The organism is Novosphingobium fluoreni (assembly GCF_014196615.1).
GTDB lineage: Bacteria > Pseudomonadota > Alphaproteobacteria > Sphingomonadales > Sphingomonadaceae > Novosphingobium > Novosphingobium fluoreni.
The window spans coordinates 106579-128708 of record NZ_JACIDY010000005.1 but is presented as its reverse complement, the minus strand read 5'-3'; the positions used below and the strand labels follow the sequence as shown (position 1 = coordinate 128708).

The 22130-nt window shown below is 64.5% G+C and carries 21 protein-coding genes and 3 riboswitches; of the genes, 7 read left to right on the top strand and 14 right to left on the bottom strand.

Annotated elements, in window-relative coordinates:
- Window positions 1–111 precede the first annotated feature (111 nt).
- A complete protein-coding gene (locus GGR39_RS11270) occupies window positions 112–1566 on the top strand; it encodes a cobyric acid synthase (protein ID WP_183617228.1) in 1455 nt (484 codons plus the stop codon).
- Here GGR39_RS11270 and cobU read toward each other — a convergent pair.
- The 9 genes from cobU to GGR39_RS11225 form a co-directional block, all read right to left on the bottom strand.
- Window positions 1559–2083, bottom strand: a complete 525-nt coding sequence (gene cobU, locus GGR39_RS11265) for a bifunctional adenosylcobinamide kinase/adenosylcobinamide-phosphate guanylyltransferase (protein ID WP_183617227.1) — start codon at window positions 2081–2083, stop codon at window positions 1559–1561. The genes GGR39_RS11270 and cobU overlap by 8 nt on opposite strands.
- Window positions 2080–3027, bottom strand: a complete 948-nt coding sequence (gene cbiB, locus GGR39_RS11260) for an adenosylcobinamide-phosphate synthase CbiB (protein WP_183617226.1) — start codon at window positions 3025–3027, stop codon at window positions 2080–2082. Before cbiB ends, cobU begins: the two co-directional genes overlap by 4 nt.
- Window positions 3020–3973 (bottom strand): threonine-phosphate decarboxylase, encoded by a 954-nt coding sequence (locus GGR39_RS11255; RefSeq protein WP_183617225.1) that lies wholly within the window; start codon window positions 3971–3973, stop codon window positions 3020–3022. Before GGR39_RS11255 ends, cbiB begins: the two co-directional genes overlap by 8 nt.
- Complete coding sequence (locus GGR39_RS11250) at window positions 3970–4689, bottom strand: adenosylcobinamide-GDP ribazoletransferase (RefSeq protein WP_183617224.1); 720 nt, start codon at window positions 4687–4689, stop codon at window positions 3970–3972. The genes GGR39_RS11255 and GGR39_RS11250 overlap by 4 nt, the downstream gene beginning before the upstream one ends.
- A complete protein-coding gene (locus GGR39_RS11245) occupies window positions 4686–5255 on the bottom strand; it encodes a histidine phosphatase family protein (protein ID WP_183617371.1) in 570 nt (189 codons plus the stop codon). Before GGR39_RS11245 ends, GGR39_RS11250 begins: the two co-directional genes overlap by 4 nt.
- 20 nt (window positions 5256–5275) lie before the next feature.
- Window positions 5276–6292, bottom strand: coding sequence for a nicotinate-nucleotide--dimethylbenzimidazole phosphoribosyltransferase (gene cobT, locus GGR39_RS11240; protein ID WP_183617223.1), 1017 nt, complete (start codon window positions 6290–6292; stop codon window positions 5276–5278).
- The gene (locus GGR39_RS11235) at window positions 6289–6696 is read right to left on the bottom strand and encodes a DUF1636 domain-containing protein (protein WP_183617222.1); all 408 of its coding nucleotides are present in this window, start codon (window positions 6694–6696) and stop codon (window positions 6289–6291) included. The genes cobT and GGR39_RS11235 overlap by 4 nt, the downstream gene beginning before the upstream one ends.
- Before the next feature lie 183 nt (window positions 6697–6879).
- Window positions 6880–7064, bottom strand: a riboswitch (cobalamin riboswitch).
- A gap of 24 nt (window positions 7065–7088) precedes the next feature.
- Window positions 7089–7880, bottom strand: a complete 792-nt coding sequence (locus tag GGR39_RS11230) for an ABC transporter ATP-binding protein (protein WP_183617221.1) — start codon at window positions 7878–7880, stop codon at window positions 7089–7091.
- Window positions 7874–8866 carry a FecCD family ABC transporter permease gene (locus GGR39_RS11225; protein ID WP_183617220.1) on the bottom strand — a complete coding sequence of 331 codons (993 nt, stop codon included), beginning with the start codon at window positions 8864–8866 and terminating at the stop codon, window positions 7874–7876. The genes GGR39_RS11230 and GGR39_RS11225 overlap by 7 nt, the downstream gene beginning before the upstream one ends.
- A gap of 47 nt (window positions 8867–8913) precedes the next feature.
- Between GGR39_RS11225 and GGR39_RS11220 the strand changes: the two genes are divergently transcribed.
- From GGR39_RS11220 to GGR39_RS11210, 3 genes are all read left to right on the top strand, one after another.
- Window positions 8914–9771, top strand: coding sequence for an ABC transporter substrate-binding protein (locus GGR39_RS11220; protein WP_183617219.1), 858 nt, complete (start codon window positions 8914–8916; stop codon window positions 9769–9771).
- A 175-nt stretch (window positions 9772–9946) separates the two neighbouring features.
- Window positions 9947–10432 (top strand): hypothetical protein, encoded by a 486-nt coding sequence (locus tag GGR39_RS11215; RefSeq protein WP_183617218.1) that lies wholly within the window; start codon window positions 9947–9949, stop codon window positions 10430–10432.
- Window positions 10433–10560: 128 nt separating this feature from the next.
- Complete coding sequence (locus GGR39_RS11210) at window positions 10561–10860, top strand: putative quinol monooxygenase (protein WP_183617217.1); 300 nt, start codon at window positions 10561–10563, stop codon at window positions 10858–10860.
- A gap of 181 nt (window positions 10861–11041) precedes the next feature.
- Here GGR39_RS11210 and cobO read toward each other — a convergent pair whose 3' ends face one another.
- The gene (cobO, locus tag GGR39_RS11205) at window positions 11042–11653 is read right to left on the bottom strand and encodes a cob(I)yrinic acid a,c-diamide adenosyltransferase (protein ID WP_183617216.1); all 612 of its coding nucleotides are present in this window, start codon (window positions 11651–11653) and stop codon (window positions 11042–11044) included.
- A gap of 105 nt (window positions 11654–11758) precedes the next feature.
- Window positions 11759–11986: riboswitch (cobalamin riboswitch) on the top strand.
- A gap of 53 nt (window positions 11987–12039) precedes the next feature.
- On the opposite strand from cobO, the gene GGR39_RS11200 reads away from it, so the two are divergent.
- The 3 genes from GGR39_RS11200 to GGR39_RS11190 all read left to right on the top strand — a co-directional run bounded on the left by GGR39_RS11200 (window position 12040) and on the right by GGR39_RS11190 (window position 16848).
- The gene (locus GGR39_RS11200) at window positions 12040–12717 is read left to right on the top strand and encodes an energy-coupling factor ABC transporter permease (RefSeq protein WP_183617215.1); all 678 of its coding nucleotides are present in this window, start codon (window positions 12040–12042) and stop codon (window positions 12715–12717) included.
- Window positions 12718–12788: 71 nt separating this feature from the next.
- A riboswitch (cobalamin riboswitch) is annotated at window positions 12789–13032 on the top strand.
- 226 nt (window positions 13033–13258) lie between these two features.
- Window positions 13259–15439: a TonB-dependent receptor gene (locus tag GGR39_RS11195; RefSeq protein WP_183617214.1), complete on the top strand. Its 2181-nt coding sequence runs from the start codon at window positions 13259–13261 to the stop codon at window positions 15437–15439.
- Window positions 15439–16848, top strand: a complete 1410-nt coding sequence (locus tag GGR39_RS11190) for a hypothetical protein (RefSeq protein ID WP_183617213.1) — start codon at window positions 15439–15441, stop codon at window positions 16846–16848. The genes GGR39_RS11195 and GGR39_RS11190 overlap by 1 nt, the downstream gene beginning before the upstream one ends.
- Window positions 16849–17032: 184 nt before the next feature.
- Here the strand turns inward: GGR39_RS11190 and GGR39_RS11185 are convergent, their stop codons facing one another.
- The 4 genes from GGR39_RS11185 to GGR39_RS11170 form a co-directional block, all read right to left on the bottom strand.
- The gene (locus GGR39_RS11185; protein WP_058737084.1) at window positions 17033–19351 is read right to left on the bottom strand and encodes a TonB-dependent receptor; all 2319 of its coding nucleotides are present in this window, start codon (window positions 19349–19351) and stop codon (window positions 17033–17035) included.
- A 365-nt stretch (window positions 19352–19716) separates the two neighbouring features.
- Complete coding sequence (locus GGR39_RS11180; protein WP_183617211.1) at window positions 19717–20643, bottom strand: alpha/beta hydrolase; 927 nt, start codon at window positions 20641–20643, stop codon at window positions 19717–19719.
- 68 nt (window positions 20644–20711) lie between these two features.
- The gene (locus GGR39_RS11175) at window positions 20712–21377 is read right to left on the bottom strand and encodes a VOC family protein (protein ID WP_221226099.1); all 666 of its coding nucleotides are present in this window, start codon (window positions 21375–21377) and stop codon (window positions 20712–20714) included.
- Window positions 21346–22116: an SDR family NAD(P)-dependent oxidoreductase gene (locus tag GGR39_RS11170; protein WP_183617210.1), complete on the bottom strand. Its 771-nt coding sequence runs from the start codon at window positions 22114–22116 to the stop codon at window positions 21346–21348. Before GGR39_RS11170 ends, GGR39_RS11175 begins: the two co-directional genes overlap by 32 nt.
- Window positions 22117–22130 lie beyond the last annotated feature (14 nt).

The following is a 22130-nucleotide window of genomic DNA, read 5'->3' as shown; positions in this document are numbered from 1 at the left end:
ATTCTCAGATCGCTAACGCTCCGAGTGTGGCTTCGTTCGCACCCGCGCCCAGTTTTTGGCGACGGCATAGAGCGCTTGCCCGAAAGGCCGTGATCGGCAAGGAGCACGACCATGGCCGCCATCATGCTGCAGGGAACCGGATCGGACGTGGGCAAGTCGGTGCTGGTCGCCGGGCTGTGCCGCGCCCTCGTCAATCGCGGGCTGCGCGTGCTGCCGTTCAAGCCGCAGAACATGTCGAACAACGCGGCGGTCACGGTCGATGGCGGCGAAATCGGCCGCGCACAGGCTCTGCAGGCGCTGGCTTGCCGGGCAGAAGCTCATACCGACATGAACCCGGTACTGCTGAAACCCCAGGCCGATCGCACCTCGCAACTGATCGTTCATGGCCAGGTGCGCGGCACGCTGGGCTCCAGCAACTTTCGCGAGGCGCGGCGCGCGCTATTGCCCGAGGTGCTGGCAAGCTGGGAGCGGCTGAGGCAGCGCAGCGATATCGTGGTGGTCGAAGGTGCGGGGTCGCCCGCCGAAATCAACTTGCGCGCGGGCGACATCGCCAACATGGGCTTCGCGCGCGCGGCGAATGTCCCGGTCGTGCTGGTCGGCGATATCGATCGCGGCGGAGTGATCGCCTCTCTTGTAGGTACGCGCGCGGTGATCGCGCCGCAGGACGCGGCCATGATCCGGGGGTTCATCGTCAACAAGTTCCGTGGAGACCCGGCGCTGTTCGCGGATGGCTATGCCGCGATCGAGGAGCGCACGGGCTGGCGCGGATTTGGCCTGGTGCCCTGGCTATCCGCCGTATCGCGCCTGCCCAGCGAGGATGCCGTGGTGCTGGAGCGGGCGCACACGCGCAGCGATGGAAAGGCCATCGTCGCCTGCCCGATGCTACCGCGTATCGCCAACTTTGATGATCTCGATCCACTGAAGGCGGAGCCGGGCGTAGAAGTCGTGATGGTTCCACCAGGGCAGCCGATCCCGGCGGAAGCGGCGCTGATCGTGCTGCCCGGTTCGAAAGCGACGATCGCTGATATGGAGTTCGTCCGCCAGCAAGGCTGGGACATCGATATTCTGGCCCATCATCGCCGGGGTGGCATGATCCTGGGTATCTGCGCCGGGTTCCAGATGCTGGGGCAATCCATTGCCGACCCTCACGGCATCGAAGGACAGACGGCTTACGCCCCCGGTCTTGCGCTGCTGGATGCGCAAACCGTGCTGGGCCAGCGCAAGGCTTTGTTGCAGGTTTCCGGACGCGCCCTGGGCGAGGATTTCACCGGCTACGAAATGCATATGGGGCAGACCACGCTTGCGCCGGGCGTCCAACCCTTCGCCCTGCTCGCCCCGGATAGGCCGGACGGGATGATCTCAGCCGATGGGCGCGTGATGGGCACGTATTGCCACGGGCTGTTCTCTTCCGGAGCGTTCCGGCGCGCGTTCCTGGCGCGGCTGCGGGTGGAGGGAGACGGCGTGGATCACGAGGCTCGTGTCGACGCCGCCTTGGACGATCTGGCCCGCGAACTGGAGCAGCATCTGGACATCGACGGCTTGCTCACGATCGCTCGCGCTACTTGAGCCGCAACGGCAGCCCCGCCGCCACCAGCATGACTTCCCCGCAAGCCGCCGCCACGGCCTGGTTGATCCGCCCGGCCTCGTCCCGAAAGCGCCGCGCCAAGGCGTTTTCCGGCACGATGCCATAGCCGACCTCGTTCGAGACCAGCACCAGCGCGCCCTCGAAAGCGCCGATCGCGGCGCACAGCCCTTCCGTAGCGGAGAGTATATCCGCCTCCTGCGCGCCCTCTTCTTGCAGAAGCAGATTGGTGGCCCACAAGGTCAGGCAATCGACCAGCACGACGCTGTCCGGAGCGGAAAGCAGCCCGATCGTCTCGGCCAGCAGCAGCGGCGCTTCGATCGTGCTCCAGCGGCCGTCCCGATCCGCCTGGTGCAACTCCACCCGCGCAAGCATCTCCTCATCCCAGATTTGCGCGGTGGCGACATAGAAGTGGCGTCCTGCAAGCTCCTCGGCGCGCTGCTGGGCGTAGCGGCTCTTGCCGGAGCGGGCACCGCCCAGAACGAACAAGCTGTGGCTCACGGCGCGATGCTCCCCCCCAAAACTGCGAAAACCGCGGCGATAATCCACAGCATCAGACAGGCGCGGCGATAGATCGCCAAGGCTTGGCGCAAGTCCTGCGCGGTGGCATCGGCCCGGCCCGATCCGATCCAGTCCTTGTGGTGAACCACGCCGTCGTAAGCGATCGGCCCCGCCAGACGCAGGCCCAGCGCGCCCGCCATCGCCGCTTCGGTCCAGCCGGCATTGGGCGAGGCATGCTTGCGGGCGTCGCGCCACAGAATGCGCCATCCGCCGCCGCCGCCCAGGCATAGCAAGAGTGCCGCGATCCGGGCGGGCGCCAGATTGAGAGCGTCGTCCAGCCGCGCCGCCGCCCAGCCGAAAGCGCGCCAGCGTTCCTCGCGGTGGCCAATCATGCTGTCCGCCGTGTTGATCGCCTTATAGGCCCAAATCCCCGGCAGCCCGCCCACCAGCAGCCAGAACAGCGGCGCCGCGATGCCGTCGCAAAAGCTCTCCGCCAGGCTCTCGATCGCGGCACGGGCGACGCCGTGGCGATCGAGCGCAGCGGTGTCCCGCCCGACGATCGCCCCCACGGCCTCGCGCGCGGCGGTCAGGTCAGAGCGCTCGAGCGCTTGCGCCACCGGCACGACGTGATCGTACAGGCTGCGCTGTGCCAGGGCCGGCCAGGCCAGCAGCGCCACCCCGATCCATCCCAAGTGCAGTTCGCCCAGCGCCGTCTGCAACAGCAGCCCCCCGCCCGCCGCGACCATCAGCAGCAACACCACCGTGAGGACGCCTAGGGCTCGGCGCATACCGGGCGGTGTGTCGGGTCTGTTCCACCGCCGCTCACACCTATCGATGATGCGCGCGAAAAGGCCGACCGGGTGGCCGATGCGGCGATACAGGCCCGCCGGCCAACCGACTACTGCGTCGATCGCCAAGGCCACCAGCGCGACCGGCTCAACCACGAAGCGCGTCCCGCAGCCGCTCCAGCCCCGCCGTGTCCGCCGGCAGCCCGAAGCGCAGCCACTGGGGTTGCTCGGCAAACGGGCGCGTCAGGATCGCGCGGCGCGCCAGCCGTTCGAACAGCGCGTGCCCATCATCCACCGTGATCAGCCGGAACAACGGACAAGCTCCGATCGCAGAGAAACCGCAGTCTTCCAGAACCGCGTCCAATGCCGCCGCCTGTCGCCACAGCCGGGTCCGCGTCTGCTCGATCCACGCGTGGTCCTGATAAGCCGCCCGGCCGATCGCGAGCGCTGCCGCTGACAACGGCCAGGCACCCAGCACCGCCCGCAAGTCGGCAAGGATTTCCGGCCGCGCGAGGACAAAGCCCAGACGAACGCCCGCCAGACCAAAGAACTTGCCGAACGAACGGAAGACGATCAGCCCCGAACGGTCCGCCACTTGCGCTGCCACGCTGCAATCCGGATCGGGATCGGCAAAGGCTTCGTCCACCAGCAGCCATGGACGGTCCTGCGCCAGGAGCCGTTCGGTGTCGACCAGGCGACCGTCCGGATTGTTGGGATTGGCGAGGATCAACGCCTCCGCCGCATCGGAGCGGCTTGCCTGGGTCGCGATCGAACCAGCCACCATTTCCCCATGCGTGCGATAGCTGGGGGCGACATGGGCGGTGCGCACGCCGTTCAGGGATTGGCCGATCAGCCGCAACCCGATCTCGGTGCCGGGCACCGCGCAGACGAATTGGGGATCGACGCCAAAATAGGCGGCGGCAACCGCCTCCAGCGCGCGCAGGTCTTCGGGGGCGGGCAAGGCTTGCCAATCGAAGTGCAGCGTATCGACGCCGGGCCACGGCACCGGATTGATGCCGGTCGACAAGTCCAGCCAGTCATCACCGCCGAAGTGCCGCCGCGCCGCGGTGATGCCGCCGCCGTGCCAGGTCCACGGCGTCATGTCAGCCGCGCGCCTATCGCCAACGCAAACAGCAATCCACTTTCGACGATCTCGATACCGGCGCCGTGGCCGTCTCCGGAAATGCCGCCGATGCGCCGCAGCACCCACCAGCCCCAGCCACCAATCAGCATCGGCGTGGCGAGCAGGCCGGGGGCGAACCAGGCGGCGACGGCCAGCAGCGCGCCCCAGCCCGCAAGGTCGATTGTCCGGGCGGCACGGCGAAACCGGGAGCCCAGTCCGGCGTGAAGATCGGGCAGCCAGCGGGACCAGACCAGCGGGCCGATCCGGGCGGCCAGCGGCACCAGCACCACCGCCTCCAGCACAGCCATCTCGATCAACGCATGGAGCAGGACCAGCTTGGCCAGCAGCTGCAGCCCGATCGTCACCACGGCGAAGCTGCCGACATGGGGATCGGCCAGCACCGCCAGCAAGCGATCCCGATCCTTGTGCGCCGCGCCGCTGGCATCGGCGATATCACCCAGCCCATCCAAATGGAGCGCACCCGTAACCGCCACCCAGGCGATGACGCCCAGCAATGCTCCGGTCCAGCTATCGACCCGGGTCCCGGCCCAGGCCGTTGCGGCCAGCAACGCGCCGATCAGCAGGCCCACCGCCGGAAACCAGCGGATCGAAGCCGCAAACTCCTCGTTCGATACGGTCACGCGCGGCATCGACACGCGTGTCAGGAACTGGATCGCGATGACCAGGCCCTTCACGAACGAAGCCCCACCACTTGCGCCCCGCCGCTCTCGCCCGGCCAGACACGCAACGACAGGCATGCCGCATATGGCAGGTCGAACGCCCAGACCTGCCGCTGATCGAAGTCGCAGAGCCGATGCAGCGCCGCCCGCATCGCGCCGCCATGTGTGACTACAAGGGTCGGCACAGCCGACAGGTCCGCCAAGGCTTCGCCAATGCGCACGGCCAGTGTCGACCATCGCTCACCTTGCGGCGGCGGCGCGGCATCCGGGTCTTGCCAGAACTCGGCCAGCGCGGCGGGATCGATCTGCGATGGCGCCAGCCCGTCCCACGCGCCGAAGTCCAGCTCCCGCCAGCGCCGATCGATCCGCACCGGCAACGCCAGCCGATGTGCGATGGCCTGCGCCGCGAGCCGACAGCGGGCAAGATCGGACGAGACGATCGCCTTCACATCCAGCCGCTCGGCCTGCGCAACGCACGCCGCGATACCTTCCGGCGTCGGGGCCGCGTCGATTCGGCCCAGCAGCAAACCTTCCCTCTCCGGCGCGCCATGGCGGAGGAGATGGAGCGAAAAATCCGTCATGCCACCCGGAGGAGCGTCGGTCACAATGCGCCCGCGACTTGCGCCTCCGCGAAAGTCGCCATGTTCTGATGCGCAGCAAGGGCAGCGCGGATGATGCCGACCGCCAGCGCCCCGCCGCTGCCTTCGCCCAGCCGCATGCCCAGCGTCAGCAGCGGCTCCAACCCGTATGCAGCGAGCAACCTTACGTGGCCCGGCTCGGCGGAGCGATGCCCCGCGATGCAGTGATCGACGATCCGGGGGTTCTGCGCGAACAGCGGGGCGATCGCCGCGCCGGTGATGAATCCATCCAGCACCACCGGCACGCGCAGCCGCCGGGCGTGCAGCACCGCCCCGGCGATCGCAGCGATTTCACGCCCGCCGACCCGGCGCAGGCTTTCGAAGGCGGTGGCGGGGGCATCGGCATGGAACCGCACAGCGGCCTCCACCACGGCGATCTTGCGCGCGACCCCTTCGGCCGCCAGCCCCGTGCCGGGGCCTGTCCACGCGCTGGCCGGCCCTCCGAAGCTGCGGGCGCAAAGCGCGGCCGCGGCGGTGGAGTTACCGATCCCCATCTCGCCCACCACGATCAGGTCGGGCCGGTCGGCAACCGCTCTTGCGCCCAGGTTGAGGGCTTCCAGGCAATCGTCCTCGCTCATGGCGGGCGCTTGCGTGAAGTCTGCCGTCGGTCGATCGAGCGCGATCGGAACCACGCTCAATTCCAGGCCGGAAGCAGTGGACAAGGCGTTGATCGCCGCTCCTCCCCGGCGGAAATTCTCGACCATCTGCATGGTGACGCTGGCGGGAAACGCGCTCACGCCTTGCGCGGTAACGCCGTGATTGCCCGCGAAGATCACCGCGCGCGCGCATTCCAGCACCGGCCGCTCGCGCTGTTGCCATGCCGCAAGGAACACGGCCACGTCCTCCAACCGCCCCAAAGAGCCAGCCGGCTTGGTCAGCTGGGCCTGCCGCGCGCGGGCCGCGGCGATTGCAGCATCATCAGGGGCAGTCAGTTCAGCCAGCGCCGCCGCGAAGGCCTCGGGCGAGCGGAACGCGGTCATTCCACCAGGTATCCCTCTGGCGGAGTGCGCGTGATGAAGTGGCCTTTCACTCCATCCGGCCATTGCTTGTAGGGCACCTGCCCATGCGCACTGTCGGCGTAGCGCACCGCATAGTCGAGGATGGCACGAGCGGCCTCTTCGTTGGGAGCGAAGCGGCCCAGCACATAGCCGACCTTGCCCGGCGCGCGCAGATGGATGGTGCAGAAATCCTTGCATGCGAACAGGCAGGGCATCTGCTGCACTTCGACGCCCTGGTACTGCGGCTCGGTGGCTCTGATGTGCTGCAGCGCATCCGCCAGGCGCGTTCCGCCGCGCCGGCCATCGGCGTCCTCACGCTCCGTGGCGGAATGGCGGCAGGTGTTGCACACCACCACCGCCGGGCCCGATCCGGCTGACTTCAACATGGCGCACGTCCGGCGCTGGCATCGCATGATATTGGCATTGGGCACCCCGTCGACGATCCGCGCTGCTGCGGAATGCCGAGGAAGCGCGCGAAACGCGTGCGACATCGCCACCCGCCGCAAGGCGCGGCCTGGCTCGTCGTCGCTCGGGTTTACCCCCGTCCGCCCGGCACACCCTGTCCGCGCGAAGGACGACCGCGACGGGCAGGTCTCCTGGCTTGCGGGTCTATGCCGGAAGACCGCCTTCTCAGGATGAATCATCCCAATGGCATGTGGCCTTCAGCTCGCCGCTTACAGTTGCAGGGGCAGCCGGAGTTGATCCGTTCCCTTTTCATCCCCGTCTCCGGGGAACCTGTCGCAGATGCGCGATTATCCGACCGTCCGGGACGCGTCAATCATGTCGCCGCCGCTTCCCCGGCGGCACGACCCATGACCGTGACCGAGGGCCACCCGCCTGCACGATCGATGCGCGCCTCGATCCCATAGACGGCGCGCAGATTCTCGCGCGTCAGCACCGCCTCAGGCGAACCCTGCGCCACCAGTGCGCCTTGCGCCATCAGCAGCACCCGATCGCAGTAGCGCGCCGCCATCGTCAGGTCGTGCAACACGGTGATCACCAGCGCGCCCCCGCGCGCCTCTGCCTGCAGCAGGTCCATGACATCGATCTGGTGCCCGGGATCGAGACTGGCGAGCGGTTCGTCCGCGATCAGGGCCGGGGCCTGCACCGCCAGCGCGCGCGCCAGCATCACCCGCGCCCGTTCCCCGCCGGAAAGCTCGGTCGCCACCCGATCGCGCAAGGACAGCACGTCGGCCTGGGCCATGGCCTGCTCCACCGCCGCGCGATCGGTCGCACCGATGCGGGACAATGGGGCCAGGTGCGGTAAGCGCCCAAGCTCCACCAGCCGCTCCACCGAAAGTGGCCAGTGCAGCGTCTGCCCCTGGGGAAGATACGCGACCTGGCGTGCCAGTTGGGCGCGGGGCAGCCTGGCCACGTCCGCACCGTCCAACGCAATCGTCCCGGCAAACGGCACCAGCGCCAGCATCGCGCGGGCCAGCGTGGACTTGCCCGCGCCGTTAGGGCCGACAATCGCGACCAGTTCCCCCGCGCCGAAGCTGGCATTAACATCGCGAACCACGGTGCGACGGCCCAGCGACACGCTGACGGATTGCAAGGCCAAGCTCACCATACGCGCCGCTCCCGCAACAAGTGCAGCAGGAAGACCGGGACGCCAAGAAAGGCGGTGACGACGCCCAGCTTCAGTTCGCTGCTCGTCGGGATCAGACGCACGGCGATATCGGCGCAAGTCAGCAGTGCGGCTCCCGCCAGGGCAGAGGGCAACAGGATGGCAGAGGGGCTGCGGTCCGTCAGCGGGCGCACCAGATGCGGCACGATCAGGCCGATGAAGCCGATCGCGCCGGAAACCGCCACCGCCCCGCCAACGCCGATCGCGATGCCCAGCAACAGGCGCAGGCGGGTACGGCCCAGATCAACGCCCAGCGCCTTCGCGCCATCCTCGCCCAGCGTCAGCGCATCCAGCGCACGGCCATCCCACATCAGCAGGATCGCGCCTGTGACGATGCAGGGAAAGGCCACCGCGACATGATCGTAAGAACGGTTCTCCAGACTGCCGAGCAGCCAGGTCGCGATCTCCATCGCGGCGAACGGATTGGGCGAAAGGTTAAGCGCAAGGCTGACCCCAGCGGTCGCCAGAGTGCCGATCGCGATGCCCGCCAGGATCAGCGTCAGCGCGCTTTCCGAGCGTCCGGCAAGCAATGCCAGCAGCGCCAGCGAAGCCAGCGCGGAAACGATCGCCAGCACCGGCAGCGCCAGCGGATGCCAGGCGTAGAGTCCAAAATAGAGCGCCGCCACCGCCCCCAGTGACGCGGCGTTCGATGTGCCCAGCACGGAAGGCTCGGCCAGCGGATTGCGCAGGAAGCCCTGCATGGCCGCGCCGGCCAGCCCCAGTATTCCGCCAACCCCCAGGCCCAGTAGCGCACGCGGCAGGCGCAGTTCTAGGACGATCGCGGTTGCGAGCGGGTCCCCTTGGCCCAGGATCGTCGCGGCGATCCGGCCAAAGCTCAGCGTCACCGGGCCCAAGAGCAGCGATGCCAGCGCCGCCATGATCGCCAGCATCGCCAGGATGAGCGAGAGGATCGCGGGGCGCACCCTCATGCGGGATGCCGTTTGCGCCGTCTCAAGACGCGGCTAAGGACGCATCGATGCATCTTCGTGTTCCCCTGGCGCTGGCCCTGGCGCTCATCACGCCGGGCGGCGCGGCTGCAGATGCCCCCTACCGGAGCGTGCCCGCCACCGCCAAGCCCCAGCGCATCGTTTCGCTCAATCTGTGTGCCGATCAACTGCTGGTCCTGCTGGCCGACCGCAGCCAGATCGCGGGCGTGACGCGCTACGCTGCCGATCCCGGCCTGTCGGCTGTGGCTCGCCAGGCCAAGGGCTTGCCGGTGGTGCGCAACTCGGCCGAGCAGGTGCTGGCGATCAACCCGGACCTGGTGTTCGGCACCCCGGCCTTCGCCAGCAGCCCCCTCACCGCCTTGCGCGGTCGACGCTATCGCACGCTGGAACTGAAGAGCGCCACCCAGTTCGCCGATATCGTCGCCTCTGTCCGCCAGACTGCCGCCGCCGTCGGCCACCCGGCGCGGGGCGAGGCCCTGATCGCCCGGATGCGCGCCGATCTGGCCGCGATCGGCCGGCCAGGACAAGGCGCAGTGGCCGCCTATTACCAGCGGCGCGGCTACATGACGGGGACCGGCACGCTGGTGGACGATCTCATGCGCCGGATCGGCCTAGTCAATCTGGCGACAAGGTTGGGACGGCCCGCGCTGTCGCAAGTCAGCCTGGAAGAGATGATCGCCGCCCGCCCTGACTACCTGATCGTTGAGGCGGGGACACAGCGCGTCGAGGACCAGGGCACCGAGATGCTGCATCACCGCGTGCTGGACGCCATTCCGCGAATTGTCATTCCCCAGTCCTGGACGGTGTGCGGCGGCCCTGCCTATGTCCGTGCAGCGCAGGCGATGGCGCACCAGATCGCAACCCGTCCGGCAATAAAGCAGAAATAATTTCAGCTCGTCTCAAATCCGCTGATCGGGCACGCGGACAAAACCTTGCAAAAACAAAGCGGGTGATCGGGTTGGGTTGAAAGCCTGAACGGCGGCTTTCAATGCCATTCAGCCAGTTCGCAGCGCATCGGGCGGAAATCATCGAATATCGTAGAGCGCCTATCAGGAGGCACCCATGTTCAAGGCCGTCGTTGCATCACTCACTCTCGCCAGCGCCGCCGTGACGGGCTTGGCCGCCGCCCCTGTCATGGCGCAGGACCGCTATGATTACACCGAGCATTACGAGGGGCGCGACGGCAGCTACTATCGCTCGGAACGCCGCGAGGAATATGACGGCGACCGCGACGGCTATCGGGATCGCGACTATTACCGTCAGGGCTACCGCGATCAGCGCGATTACCGCGATGGCGATTATGCCTATCGCGAACGCCCCGTGCAGTACCGCCGCGACGTCTATCGCGATGATCGCTATCGCCGAAACTATGGCCGCTGCACCTCCGGCACCACCGGCACGATCATCGGCGGCGTCGTGGGCGGTCTGCTCGGGCGCGAGATCGGCCGCGGTGGATACTACAATCGCCCCAGCGGCACCGGTCTGATCCTGGGCGCAGGCGCAGGCGCCCTTGCCGGCCGCGCGGTGGAACGCAACGGCTGCCGTTGATGGGATAGCGGGCGATTGGTTGATTGGCTGATCGCCCCTACCTCCTTTTTCCTCTGACGCTCGGCGATCGGCGGTGAACAGGCCGCAAAAGAGCTTCCGCTCGCTCTCCAGCCCGGTATGCTGGCTGCATGTTGTTGATCGTCGGAACCATCCGCTTGCCGTCCGAGAACTTGGATGCTGCCCGCCCAGTCATGAAGCGCATGGCTGATGCCAGCCGGTTAGAGGACGGTTGCATCGAGTATGGCTACGCAGAGGATGTATTCGATCGCGGCCTTATCCACGTGAAGGAACTGTGGAGGGATCAAGACGCCCTCGATCGCCACGTCGCGGCGCCGCATCTCACCGAATGGCGCGCGGCCTGGCCCGGCCTAGGCATCGGCGATCGCAACCTTCGCGTATACGATGTTCAGGAACCGCGGCCGGTCTAGGTGACGTTCCAAAGTGGCGTTATTTGAGCGCGGAGGATTGTCGCAGTCAGCCGAAAGCTTCCATCCTCTGTCTTCCCGGGCTTGACCCGGGATCCCGCTTTTTTCGGGCCGTGTGGAAAAGATAGCAGGACCCCGGATCACGTCCGGGGAGACGGGTCGAAGAATTCTCGCCGCTCCTTCTCTAAAATTCGATACCTGCCTGCGCCTTGACGTTCTGTTCGCGGAAGGGGTGCTTTACCAGCGTCATCTCGGTCACGAGGTCGGCCGCGTCCATCAGGGTTTGCGGGGCGTTGCGGCCGGTGATGATGAAGTGCGTCATCGCCGGTTTGGCAGCAATGGCGGCCAGCACCTCGTCCAGCGGCAGGTAATCGTAGCGCAGCACGATGTTCAGTTCGTCCGCCAGCACCATCGCATAGGAGGGATCGGCCAGCATCCGTTTCACTTCGTCCCAGGCTTCACGCGCCACGGCGATGTCGCGGCTGCGGTCCTGCGTGTCCCAGGTAAAGCCCTCCCCCATCGGCTTGAACTCGATCAGGTCGGGGAAGCGATCGAACACGGCCTTCTCGCCCGTCGCCATCGCGCCCTTCACGAACTGTACCACCCCTACCTTCATGCCATGACCCAGCGCGCGCACCACCATGCCCAGCGCCGCCGAAGTCTTGCCCTTGCCGGTGCCGGTGTGGACGATCACCAGCCCCTTCTCCACCGTCTTGGCGGCCACCTTGCGGGCCTGAGCCGCCTGGACTTTCGCCATCTTGGCCTTGTGTTCATCGTCGGTGCGAGGGGTCTTCATCGGTAATCTCCGGGCGGGCTGGCGGCACCGTTCGCAGGTGCGGCGGGCGCTGGCAATCCCACCCGATGCGCCATCAATTTGCTTGACGCTATCGGCCTGTCGCCCTCTAAGCAGCCGTGCAAGGCGTCCCGAAAGGCTTCACCGCCCGAGGGACATGGGAATGAGGTGGGCGTTCGCGCCCGAAGCCTCAGCCGCCCCCGCGACTGTAAGCGGATAGCGAGAGGCGCATGGTGAACCCCGGTTCGCCAGCCACTGGAGCCCCAAAGCTCCGGGAAGGTGCGCCACAAGCGATGACCCGCAAGCCAGGAGACCGGCCCTGCATTCGCGCCATTTCGGCGCATCGGTGCCACTCAAGGCCGTCGGTGGGACGGCAGGAGAAACGTGTTATGCATATCGAACCGGGCCTTGTGCCCCCGGGCAAAATGATGCTCGGCTACATCACGGCCGCAGCCGCCGGGTCTTACGCGCTGAAGCAGGTGGCGGACACCGCGCGGCAGAGCGGGGCCGCCTCCGTCGCGCTGCGCAGCCTGATCGCCACCGTTCTGGTGTTCTGCTTCTTCCAGGTCCTGCCGCACCATCCGGTGGGCGTATCCGAAGTCCACCTGATCCTGGGCTCGACCCTGTTCCTCACGCTCGGCCTGGCGCCCAGCGCCGTCGGCCTCGCTATGGGGCTGCTGATCCAGGGCCTGTTCTTCTCTCCCATCGATCTGGCGCAATACGGCATGAACGTGACCACGCTGCTGGTGCCGCTGTTCGGCTTGGCCGCGCTGGCCCGCAAGATCGTCGCGCCGCGCACGCCCTACGTGGCGCTGGGCTATGGCCAGGCGCTGGCGCTTTCCACCACGTACCAGGCCGGCATCGTCGGCTGGGTCGCGTTCTGGGTCTGCTGGGGCCAGGGCTTTGCCGCCGCGAACATGGCATCGCTGGCCACGTTCAGCGGCGCTTACATGCTCGTCATCGTGGTGGAGCCCGTGATCGATCTTGCCGTCCTGGCGACCGCCAAGGCCCTGAGCGGCCTGAAGGGCAGCGGACTGGTGGAACGACGCCTTTACGAAACCGCCTGATCCCAAGCCAGCCACCACGTGTGGCTTGTGACAGATAACCAATGGTTCGAGACGGCCTGACCGCCCGATCGAACATATATGATCGCGCCGGTGCCTCGAGAGAGGCTTAAAAGGGAACGCGGTGACGATGGCGTGCCCATCCAATCCGAGGCTGTCCCTGCAACTGTAAGCGGTGAGTGCGATGCGCATCGCTTCCCTCGGCTATCGAGGGAAGCAGCCACTGGGCCGGACGTTCGCGTCTGTCATAGCCTGGGAAGGCCGTGCGTCAAACGATGACCCGTGAGCCAGGAGACCTGCCGGTGCTTGGTCGCTCTTGCTTGGGTCCAGGGGATGGTCCGGGCACGGTGAACTCCGTCTGAGCGGCGAACGAGCGGCCAAGCCGCAGCGATGGGTTTTCCCTCGGTCGTCTCGCACGTCCGTCTCCCGTTGCTGTAACGGTTCGCGGGCGTTGCCCGCCGCCAGGCACAACCGTTCGTAACTTGCAGCCAAATGCCGTGCCCTGGAAGGGCTCGGGCATACTTGAAACGGGGCCTCAGTTACGATGAACAAGTATCTCCTCTCCTCCGGAATCTGCCTGCTGTCCGCTGCCTTCGCCGGTACCGCGCAAGCTGACGGATCCTCCGATGTTACAGCCGATATCTTAGTGATCGGTCGGTCGGACCTGGGCATGAAGGTAGCCACCGAAACCGGCAGCCGTCTGGGCCTGACCCCGCTGGAACTGCCCGCCAGCATCGCCACCGTCGATGGTGACACGATCCGCGCCCGGGGCGATCTGACCGTTGCCGAAGCCGTGTCACGCGCGCCGGGCGTCACCACGATCGGCAATCCCGGCAATGGCAACACCGCCTTGTCCGTGCGCGGCTTCACCGGGCAGAGCTCTGTCCTGCAGTTGGTAAATGGCGTCCGCCTGTTTCCCACCGCCGGCACCATCACCTTTCCCACCGATCCCTGGAATGTGGAGCGGATCGAAGTGCTGAGCGGACCATCCTCGGTGCTCTATGGCCAAGGTGCGCTGGGCGGGGCGATCAACGTCGTCACCAAGAAGCCCAGCGACCGGCGCGAACTGGACCTGGAAGCCAGTTACGGCTCGCAAAACACGATGCACTTTGCGGCCGGAGCGGGCGGCCCGCTGGGGCAAGTGCTCAGCTACCGCGCGGATGCCAGCTATCGCCGTTCCGATGGCTGGGTCGATCGGGGCCGGAGTGAAAGCTTGTCCCTTGGCGGCGCGCTGCGCTTCGCCCCTTCGGATCGCTTCAGCCTGACCCTGCGGGGCGATTATGGCGACAACAAGCCGATGCAATACTTCGGGACGCCGCTGATCGACGGCCGCCTGGACCCACGCACCAAGCGCCGCAACTACAACGTCCGCGATGCACAGATGCATTATCGCGACGATCGCCTGACGCTGACGGCACAATGGGCGATCAGCGACGCGGTGTCCTTCACCAACACCGCTTATCGGCTGAGCAGCAAACGCCGCTGGTACAATCTTGAGAACTACTGCTGGATCGGCGCCACGGGAGAATGCCCCAGTGGCAACGGTTCCGGCATACCCGGCCTGATCCGTCGCCTCGACAACCTGGGCATCGTCCATGATAACAGGCAGTTGGGCGATCAGGCCAACCTTACCATCCGCTCGCAACTGGGCAGCGGGCTGGCCAACGATCTGGTGCTGGGCTTCGATGTCAACGCGATCAAGCTGACCTATTCGAACAACTTCGCGTTTGCGGATCAGTCGGACGAAGTCGACCCCTTCCGCTTCGATCCCGGCACGTTCGACGGCAAGGCCAACCGCATCCCCCGCTATCTGACACGCACCAGCGAATGGAGCGTCTTTGCCGAAGACCGGTTGAAGATCGGCCAGCAAATCTCGCTCATCGGCGGCTTCCGCTATGAAGAAGACCGGGTGAAGCGGCGCAACTTCATCTATGACGCGGGCGGCAACATCACCGGGCAAGTCAACGCGTTCCCCAATGGCGCGCGGCAGCGCAAGTTCGAAAACTTCACCTGGCGGGTGGGCGCCGTCTATCAGCCGACACCGAACCTGTCGTTCTACGGCCAATACTCCACCGGCGTCGATCCGCTGGGGACATTGACCACTTTCACTACCAACGCCACGCAGTTCAGCTTCACCAATGCCAAGGGCGATCAGGTGGAAGCGGGAGTCAAGGCCAGCTTCTTGGACGGCAAAGGCTCTGCCACGCTGGCAGCCTATCGCATCGTCAAGAAAGGGCTCGTGGCGCAGCGGACGCCGACCAGCCCGATCGAGCAGATCGGCCAGCAATCCTCCAAGGGCATAGAGGCCGCCCTCGCCTTCTCGCTTCCCGGCGGCTTTGCGCTGGATGCGAACGGCACGATCCTGAAGGCGCGCTTTGACGACTATATCACGGGCGGTAAGGACTTTGCGGGCAATACGCCGTCCGACGTGCCGGAGACGGCCGCAAACCTCTGGCTGACCTGGCAAGGCTTGGGCGGGCTGCGCGCGCAAGCCGGACTTCGCTATGTCGGCCGGCGCTTTTCGGATAACGGCAACCGGTTCCGCGTGCCCGGTTACGCCGTGGTCGACGCCGGGCTGTCCTATGCCTTCACGCCTGATCTGGCGGTCGACTTGCGGGTCTACAACCTCCTCGACAAGGACTACGCGGCCACCACGTATTCGGATCAGCAATGGCTGCTGGGCCGCCCGCGCTCCGTCGACGTTGCGCTCAGAGCCCAGATCTGATGAAGACGGCGCCCGGGCTGCTGCATAAAGGCAAGCGATGGCTCTATCTGGTCCATCGCTGGATCGGCATTGCCACATGCCTGCTGCTGGCGATGTGGTTCGTTTCGGGCGCGGTCATGATGTACGTGCCGTTCCCCTCGCTCACCGAGGAGGAACGGCTGGCAGGGTTGCGGCCGGTCGACTGGGCCAATGTCCATGGCCCTGCTGCGCCCGGTACTTGGCTGCAACAGGGCCCCGACGGGCCGCTGTGGCTGGGCGAACAAACGCGATCGGCCACGCAAGGGCTGCCCCTCCCCCCCACCGATGCCGCCGCAGCCAAGCGCGAGGCGGCGGCTTTCGGACACGCAAACGTCCGGTCAGCCAGTCTGATAGAGCGGGATCAGTGGACCGTCGCAGGCAGCTACGATCGCTATCGCCCCTTGTGGAAGGTCACGCTCGATCGGCCCGACGGGCTCGTCCTCTATGTCAGTGGCAAAACCGGCGGCGTGGTGCTCGACACCCATCGGACAGAGCGCTTCTGGAACTGGCTGGGCGCGGTCCCGCACTGGATTTACCTGACGGTGCTGCGACAGGACCAGCCCCTGTGGCGGCAGGTCATCCTGTGGACTTCGGGCGCGGGTATCGTCGGCGTGGTCAGCGGCATGTGGATCGGCGTGCTACGCGTCCGCCTGCGCCGCCGCCGCTACAAGGGCGGCCGCGTCTCACCGTATCGGGGCTGGCAGTGGTGGCACCACGTCTTCGGGCTGCTCGGTGGTACGGCCATGACGCTATGGATCGTCAGCGGGTGGCTTTCGGTCGATCCCAACCGATGGTTCGCCGACAAAGGCCCGGGCGACGCCGCCCTCGCCCGCTACGCCGCCCAAGGTTCTGCCCCACCGATCGACTGGCGCGCGATCGGTCAGCTTCCCGAGGCTGACACCGTAAAACGCGCGCGCTTGATCTGGACGGACGGCATGCCGCTGCTGGTCCTGGCCCGGACGAGTAGGACGGCGTCGGTCCTGAACGCGCGAACGCTGCAAACGATAGCACTCGATCCCGCCCATCTCGTGCAGGCGGCGCGCCGAATATTGCCTCACGCCGGCGTCATCCGCACGGACTGGCTGACACAGCCCGACACCTATTGGTACAAAGCCAAAGGCACGGTGGAACTGCCGGTCCTGCGCATCCACTTCGACGATCCGGCGCAAACATGGATCACGATCAGCCCCCGCACCGGGGAGATACTAGAGACGCCAAGCGCACGTCGCCGATTATACCGCTGGCTGTTCGACGGCATCCACCGGTGGGACTTCGACGGCCTGATCACCCGCCGCCCCTTGTGGGACGCCTGGATGGCCTTGTGGCTGGCAATGGGCACGATCGGCGCGATCAGCGGCATCGTCATCGGGGTCCGGCGCCTGCGGAAGTAGGGCCAGGCGTCCAACATTATAATACAGCGCGAAGCATTTGCAGAACGCGGCCTGCTTATCCTCGTCCGCCTCCGGCACGGCGGATATTCATGGAACGATTGGGTCTACTCTATACAAAAAAGCAGGTCCGAAACTCAGGATCATTTCCGAGTTTCAGACCTACCTTCATCAGATCAATTATATGTCAGAACTTGATCGAGGCACTGCCACCAAAGGTGCGGGGCGCTCCATAAACGGCAGTCGCATACCCGAAGGCCTGGAACTGAGCCTGCCGCGCGGTGATGTAGTTTTTGTCAAACAGGTTCCGGACCCAGAATTGAGCACTGATCGGCGATCCTGCAACGTTCTCCCAATTCAAAGAGGCGCTGGCGGTGAAGTAACTATTGATTTCATTGTATTGAGGGCCAAAGCTGGCGTTGTAACCCACGAACAGATTGTTTTGCTTGATCTTGCTCGAGTAATATCCAGAAATAGTCGTTGTGATCTTACCGGAGCTCGGATCGATCGGCAATTCGTACGTGGCGGCCACGTTGAATTGATGCTTCGGCGTCTGCGCCGGCACCGCGCCGCTCAAGTCGCTCCTGGGAACGAGTGTTGCGCCAGTCAGGCCATCCGCGTTGCCGCCAAGACCAGGAATGATGAAGCTCTTGAACTCGGAATGGATGTAATTGTAGCTGCCGTCGAAGGTCAGACCTTGAACGGGTGAGTACCGCATCTCAAAGTCCGCGCCATAGACCTCTTGCTTGGCGGCATTGATAACGCCGAAGCCGGAGAACTGATCGTCATAATTAACATTGACGAAGATCTGCTTGTTGCTGGTTTTGCCACGATACAACGCCACGTTGGTACGAAGTGGACGCCCACCGAGCGACCAGTCCGCCTTTACGCCGGCCTCGATCATCGTGGTCTTCTCAGGCTCGTAGAAGGGAACTTCGCGAATTGTAAAGTTGGCGCCCCCAGCAAGATAGCCATGGCTGATCTTGGCGTAACCCAGAACGCGCGAGCTGAACTTGTTGGAAAGCGCGACGGTCCAGCTTGGAGCGCGGAAGCTCTTGCTACGTCGGCCGACGCAAGCATTCAGATCCCGGTCCGTGTAAGCCAGGAACGCGGCGGTGTTGCACGGCGTCCGCGCATCGGGTCGGAAAAATTTGCCGAACCGCGGCAGCACACCGTCCGCCTGAGCGACCGTACCTTCTGACTTCACATGATCCCAGTTGTAACGGACACCGCCCGAAATATTCAGGGTATCGGTAATGTCGAACTCAGAGTTGAAATAAGCTGCCTTCGATGTGAATTGCTTCTTCTCAAAGTTCAGCGCATTGCTCACCAATGGTGCGTTGAAGAACGTCAGATAGATGCTTTGCGCCACGGTGGCATTTTGGCCCTGCCTTTTGTCGTTCAGGAGGAAATATCCACCCAGGCTCGTCCGCAGGCGCCCATCGAGGGCTTTGTGCCGCAGCGTGATGTCGTCGGTCCACTGCGAGGTCTTCACGTCGTTCAGGACATTCACCAGAGCGAAGGACGTGCCGGAGCTCTCTTCCGATGTTTCCGTTTTGTCATGGCGATAGCCCAGAACGTTGCGGATGGAAAAGGCATCGGAAAGCTCGATCGTCGCGCGATGCTCCAGCCCGAACAGCTTCGCCTTGCCGTAAAGGTCCTTCGCCACGCCTGAAGGATCGGCACCAACGAAGATGGATTTGCGCGAGCCCGTTAGCGCACCCAAGTTGGCAAGATTGATACCCTGGCCGGCATTCGGTCGGAATGCGACGGGGATGAACGCGGTGGGGGATTCATCGCGCTGGAAATAGTCCAGGATCAGCGCCGTTTCGATCGGTCCGCTGTTGAGCGACATCGTTCCACGCAGCGAGTAACGGTTCTCGTCCGAGAAATCCTTTGGGGCACCACCCGCCGCGATCCGGTTCTTCACGTATCCATCACGCTTGATGTAGTTTCCGGCAAAACGAAAAGCTAAAACGTCGTTGACGGGCAAGTTGATCATGCCCTCGAAATCACGGCGATTGTAGTTGCCGTAGCCCGCCTTCGCGAAGGCCTCGACCTTGTCGGTTGGAAGATTGGTACGGACCGTGATCGTACCACCCGTTGTATTGGTGCCGAACTGCGTACCCTGCGGGCCCTTGAGCACTTCAACGGTGCTGATATCGTAGAACTGCGTCGTGATACCGACCGCTGACATCAACGGCACGTCATTCAGATAAAGAGCGACGCCGCCATCAATGCCCAGCTCGGTTGCCGTGCCGCGGATGGCGAATACCGGGACGCCACCGGTCGCGTTGTTCGAAATCGTCAGACCGGGAGTAATCGTCTGAAGATCCTGAACGGTAAGGATCGCACGGTCTTGAATTTCCTTGCCGCCGAATGCAGCCACGGTGATCGGAAGCGACTGCGCGGCTTCACCGGTCTTGCGGGCGGTGACGATGATGTCGCCAAAACCTGTGCCATCGGCCGGCTGCTGATCCTCCGCCGCGATTACCGGGCTCGCCATCAGGGCCACGGCCGTAGCGAAAACAGAAGCGCCGATTACGCGGCACGATGAAACTTTCATGTAATTCCTCCCAAGTCAGGCAACTACCAGAGCCCGCTTTCGCAGCGCTCATATCGGCAAGTTCAGCCGGACTGCATGGGATTTTGCCCGTCTCCAAAAGCAATCAGACATAGGATTGAAAGTGTAGTTGGTGGCAGTCCCGATAGATTTTATGACACCTGTTGCCCAATTCACACGGCACTGACACAACGAATGATCGTTTGGTCTGACGCTTATCAGAATAACCCGCGCTCCCCTTCGGGGGCTCTACGCACCCGCAGTCGAGAATTGGCGGATACTAGGGAAGGCGGTGCCGACTACACCTTTCACACCAATTGGCGGCTCGCGAAGCGGGACATCAACTGCATCGCTGCGATGCTGTCCGCATGCAAAACGGCAAGAGTTTGAAACGGATGGATCAGCCCATCCATCCGCAGCGCCTCGACCGTGTTGCCGGCCTCCAACAACTTTTGCGCGTAAAGCTCGCCCTCGTCCCGCAGCGGATCATACTGCGCGGTGATGATCAACGCAGGGGGCAATCCACCCAAGTCTCTGGCGCGCAAGGGGCTGAGATATTGTTGGTCACGATCGGCGTCATCGGCGTACTGATCCCAGAACCATTGCATCAGTTCGCGTGTGAGTAACTTCCCCTGAGCGTTTTCGATATACGAAGGGCGATCGAAATCGTGATCGCAGATGGGGTAAAGCAAGACTTGGCACGACAAGGCCGGCCCACCCTCATCGCGGGCTTTCAAAGCCACAGCTGCGGCAAGATTGCCGCCCGCACTGTCGCCCATCACGCCCATTCGCGCGGCATCGAAACCCAGTACCTGAGCTTGGTCAGCCACCCACTCGGTCACATCATAGCAATCCTCGAGCGCCGCCGGATATCGATGATCGGGAGCAAGCCGATAGTCCACCGACACCACGGCGCACCCGGCTTCGTGCGCAATGAAGTGTGATCGAAATTCGTCACCATCCAACGAACCACGCACCCAACCGCCACCATGCATGCTGATGAGCACGGGATGCGGCTGCTCTGTCTTTGGTCGATAGATGCGGATCGGGATCAGATGGCCGCCCCCTCCCTTGACCTTGCGAACCTCTACCGAAACCGGGTTGGGAAGCGGCGGGATGTTGACCGGGGCTGCGCGCATTTCCGCCGCAAGCTCGGCAGGCGGGCGCGAGAAGTCAGTTGGCGGCAAGGCATTCACCCGGTCGAGGATGGCCTGAAAATCCGGGTTCACAGCCATACGGTCATCCTCTTATATCTTGATGCGCCCGGTCGATAGACGCCGGCTGCGCAGTAATCGGTGCTAGCTCAATCCACATCGATAGTTGCTGGATCCACACCGACGGCCGCCGCCTGGCGCTTCGCCCAGTCCGCTTTCAACATGAACGTAGGATCGGCGCGGACAAGGGCCTCGGTCTGCGCCATCAAAACCTCTTCCGATTCGTCCAGATCGAGCGGTTCTGCGCAGGGCTGCGCGATATACCAGGGAGAACCGGCGTAGAGCTCAAGCCGGTTCTCCTCGGGATCGTAGCAATAGATGCTCCAGGCGTTGCCATGGTTCATCGTGCGATCGACGCGGACACCTTCAGTTTTGAAGATCTCGTTAAAAGTTTGGAGATCTTTCAAAGACGACAATCGGAAGGATAGCTGATTGATCAGGCCGACGCCCATGGCATCGTCACGACCCTCTACCAGCACCAGCTGATGATGCTCCAGAGGGCTGCGGCTGAGAAAGACGATCCGCCCACCACGCTGCGTCGGACCCTGATCGGTCACGACCATGCCCAGCACGCTCTTATAGAACGCGACCATGGCATCAAGGTCACGGACATAGAGCCCAACATGGCGAAACTGTGCGTCGGGAGGTGAGATCGTCATCGGGACAGTCTTTCTCAGTTCGTCGGGTATCGTGCTGTCATTCGCACCTGCAGGCTCGGCGGTCTTACGAGGCGCGGACCAAGCCGCCATCGACATAGAAAGTCTGCGCGGTGATCAGGTCCGCATCGGAACTGACCAGGTACGACAGCGTGCCGGCCATGTCCTCGGGCGTAGGCGGGCGCGGAATGGCCTGGCGTTCCGCCAGAATGCCATACAGTTGCTCTGACGTGAGGCCACGAAAGTTTGGTTCGCGCGCAAGCGTACCCTCGGTACGGGTGAAGCCAGGCGCGATGGCGTTGACCGTGATTCCTTCAGGACCGAGCTCGCTAGCCAGGGCGCGAGTAAAGCCGATCACACCGCCCTTTGCCGCGATATAGTGGGTCAAACCCGGAGCGACTTGGCCGAAGCTGTTCGAAGCCATGTTGACGACGCGACCCCACTTGCGCTCCCGCATGCCCGGAACAAACCGCTTTGACATCAGAAACACGGAATCGAGGTTGATCGACAGCATCCGCCGCCAGTCTTCCAACTCGATATCCGCGAACGGACGGCTGGGAAAAACGCCAGCGTTGTTGATCAGCATGTCGCAGCGGCCAAATGCGGCCTCTACATCGTCACCCAGTCGCAGGATGTCGTCGGGCACAGCAACGTCGCACCGGAATGCAGCTGCCTTTGCGCCAGTAGCCTTGACCTCATTGAGGGTGTGGCCAGCGTCATTAATGTCCACGATCGCGACATCGGCCCCTTCCTTGGCGAGCCGTACCGCAAAGGCACGACCGATTCCGGCGGCAGCTCCACTGATTACCGCAACTTTTCCAGCATGGCGCTTTTCCATGACCTGCTCCTAAA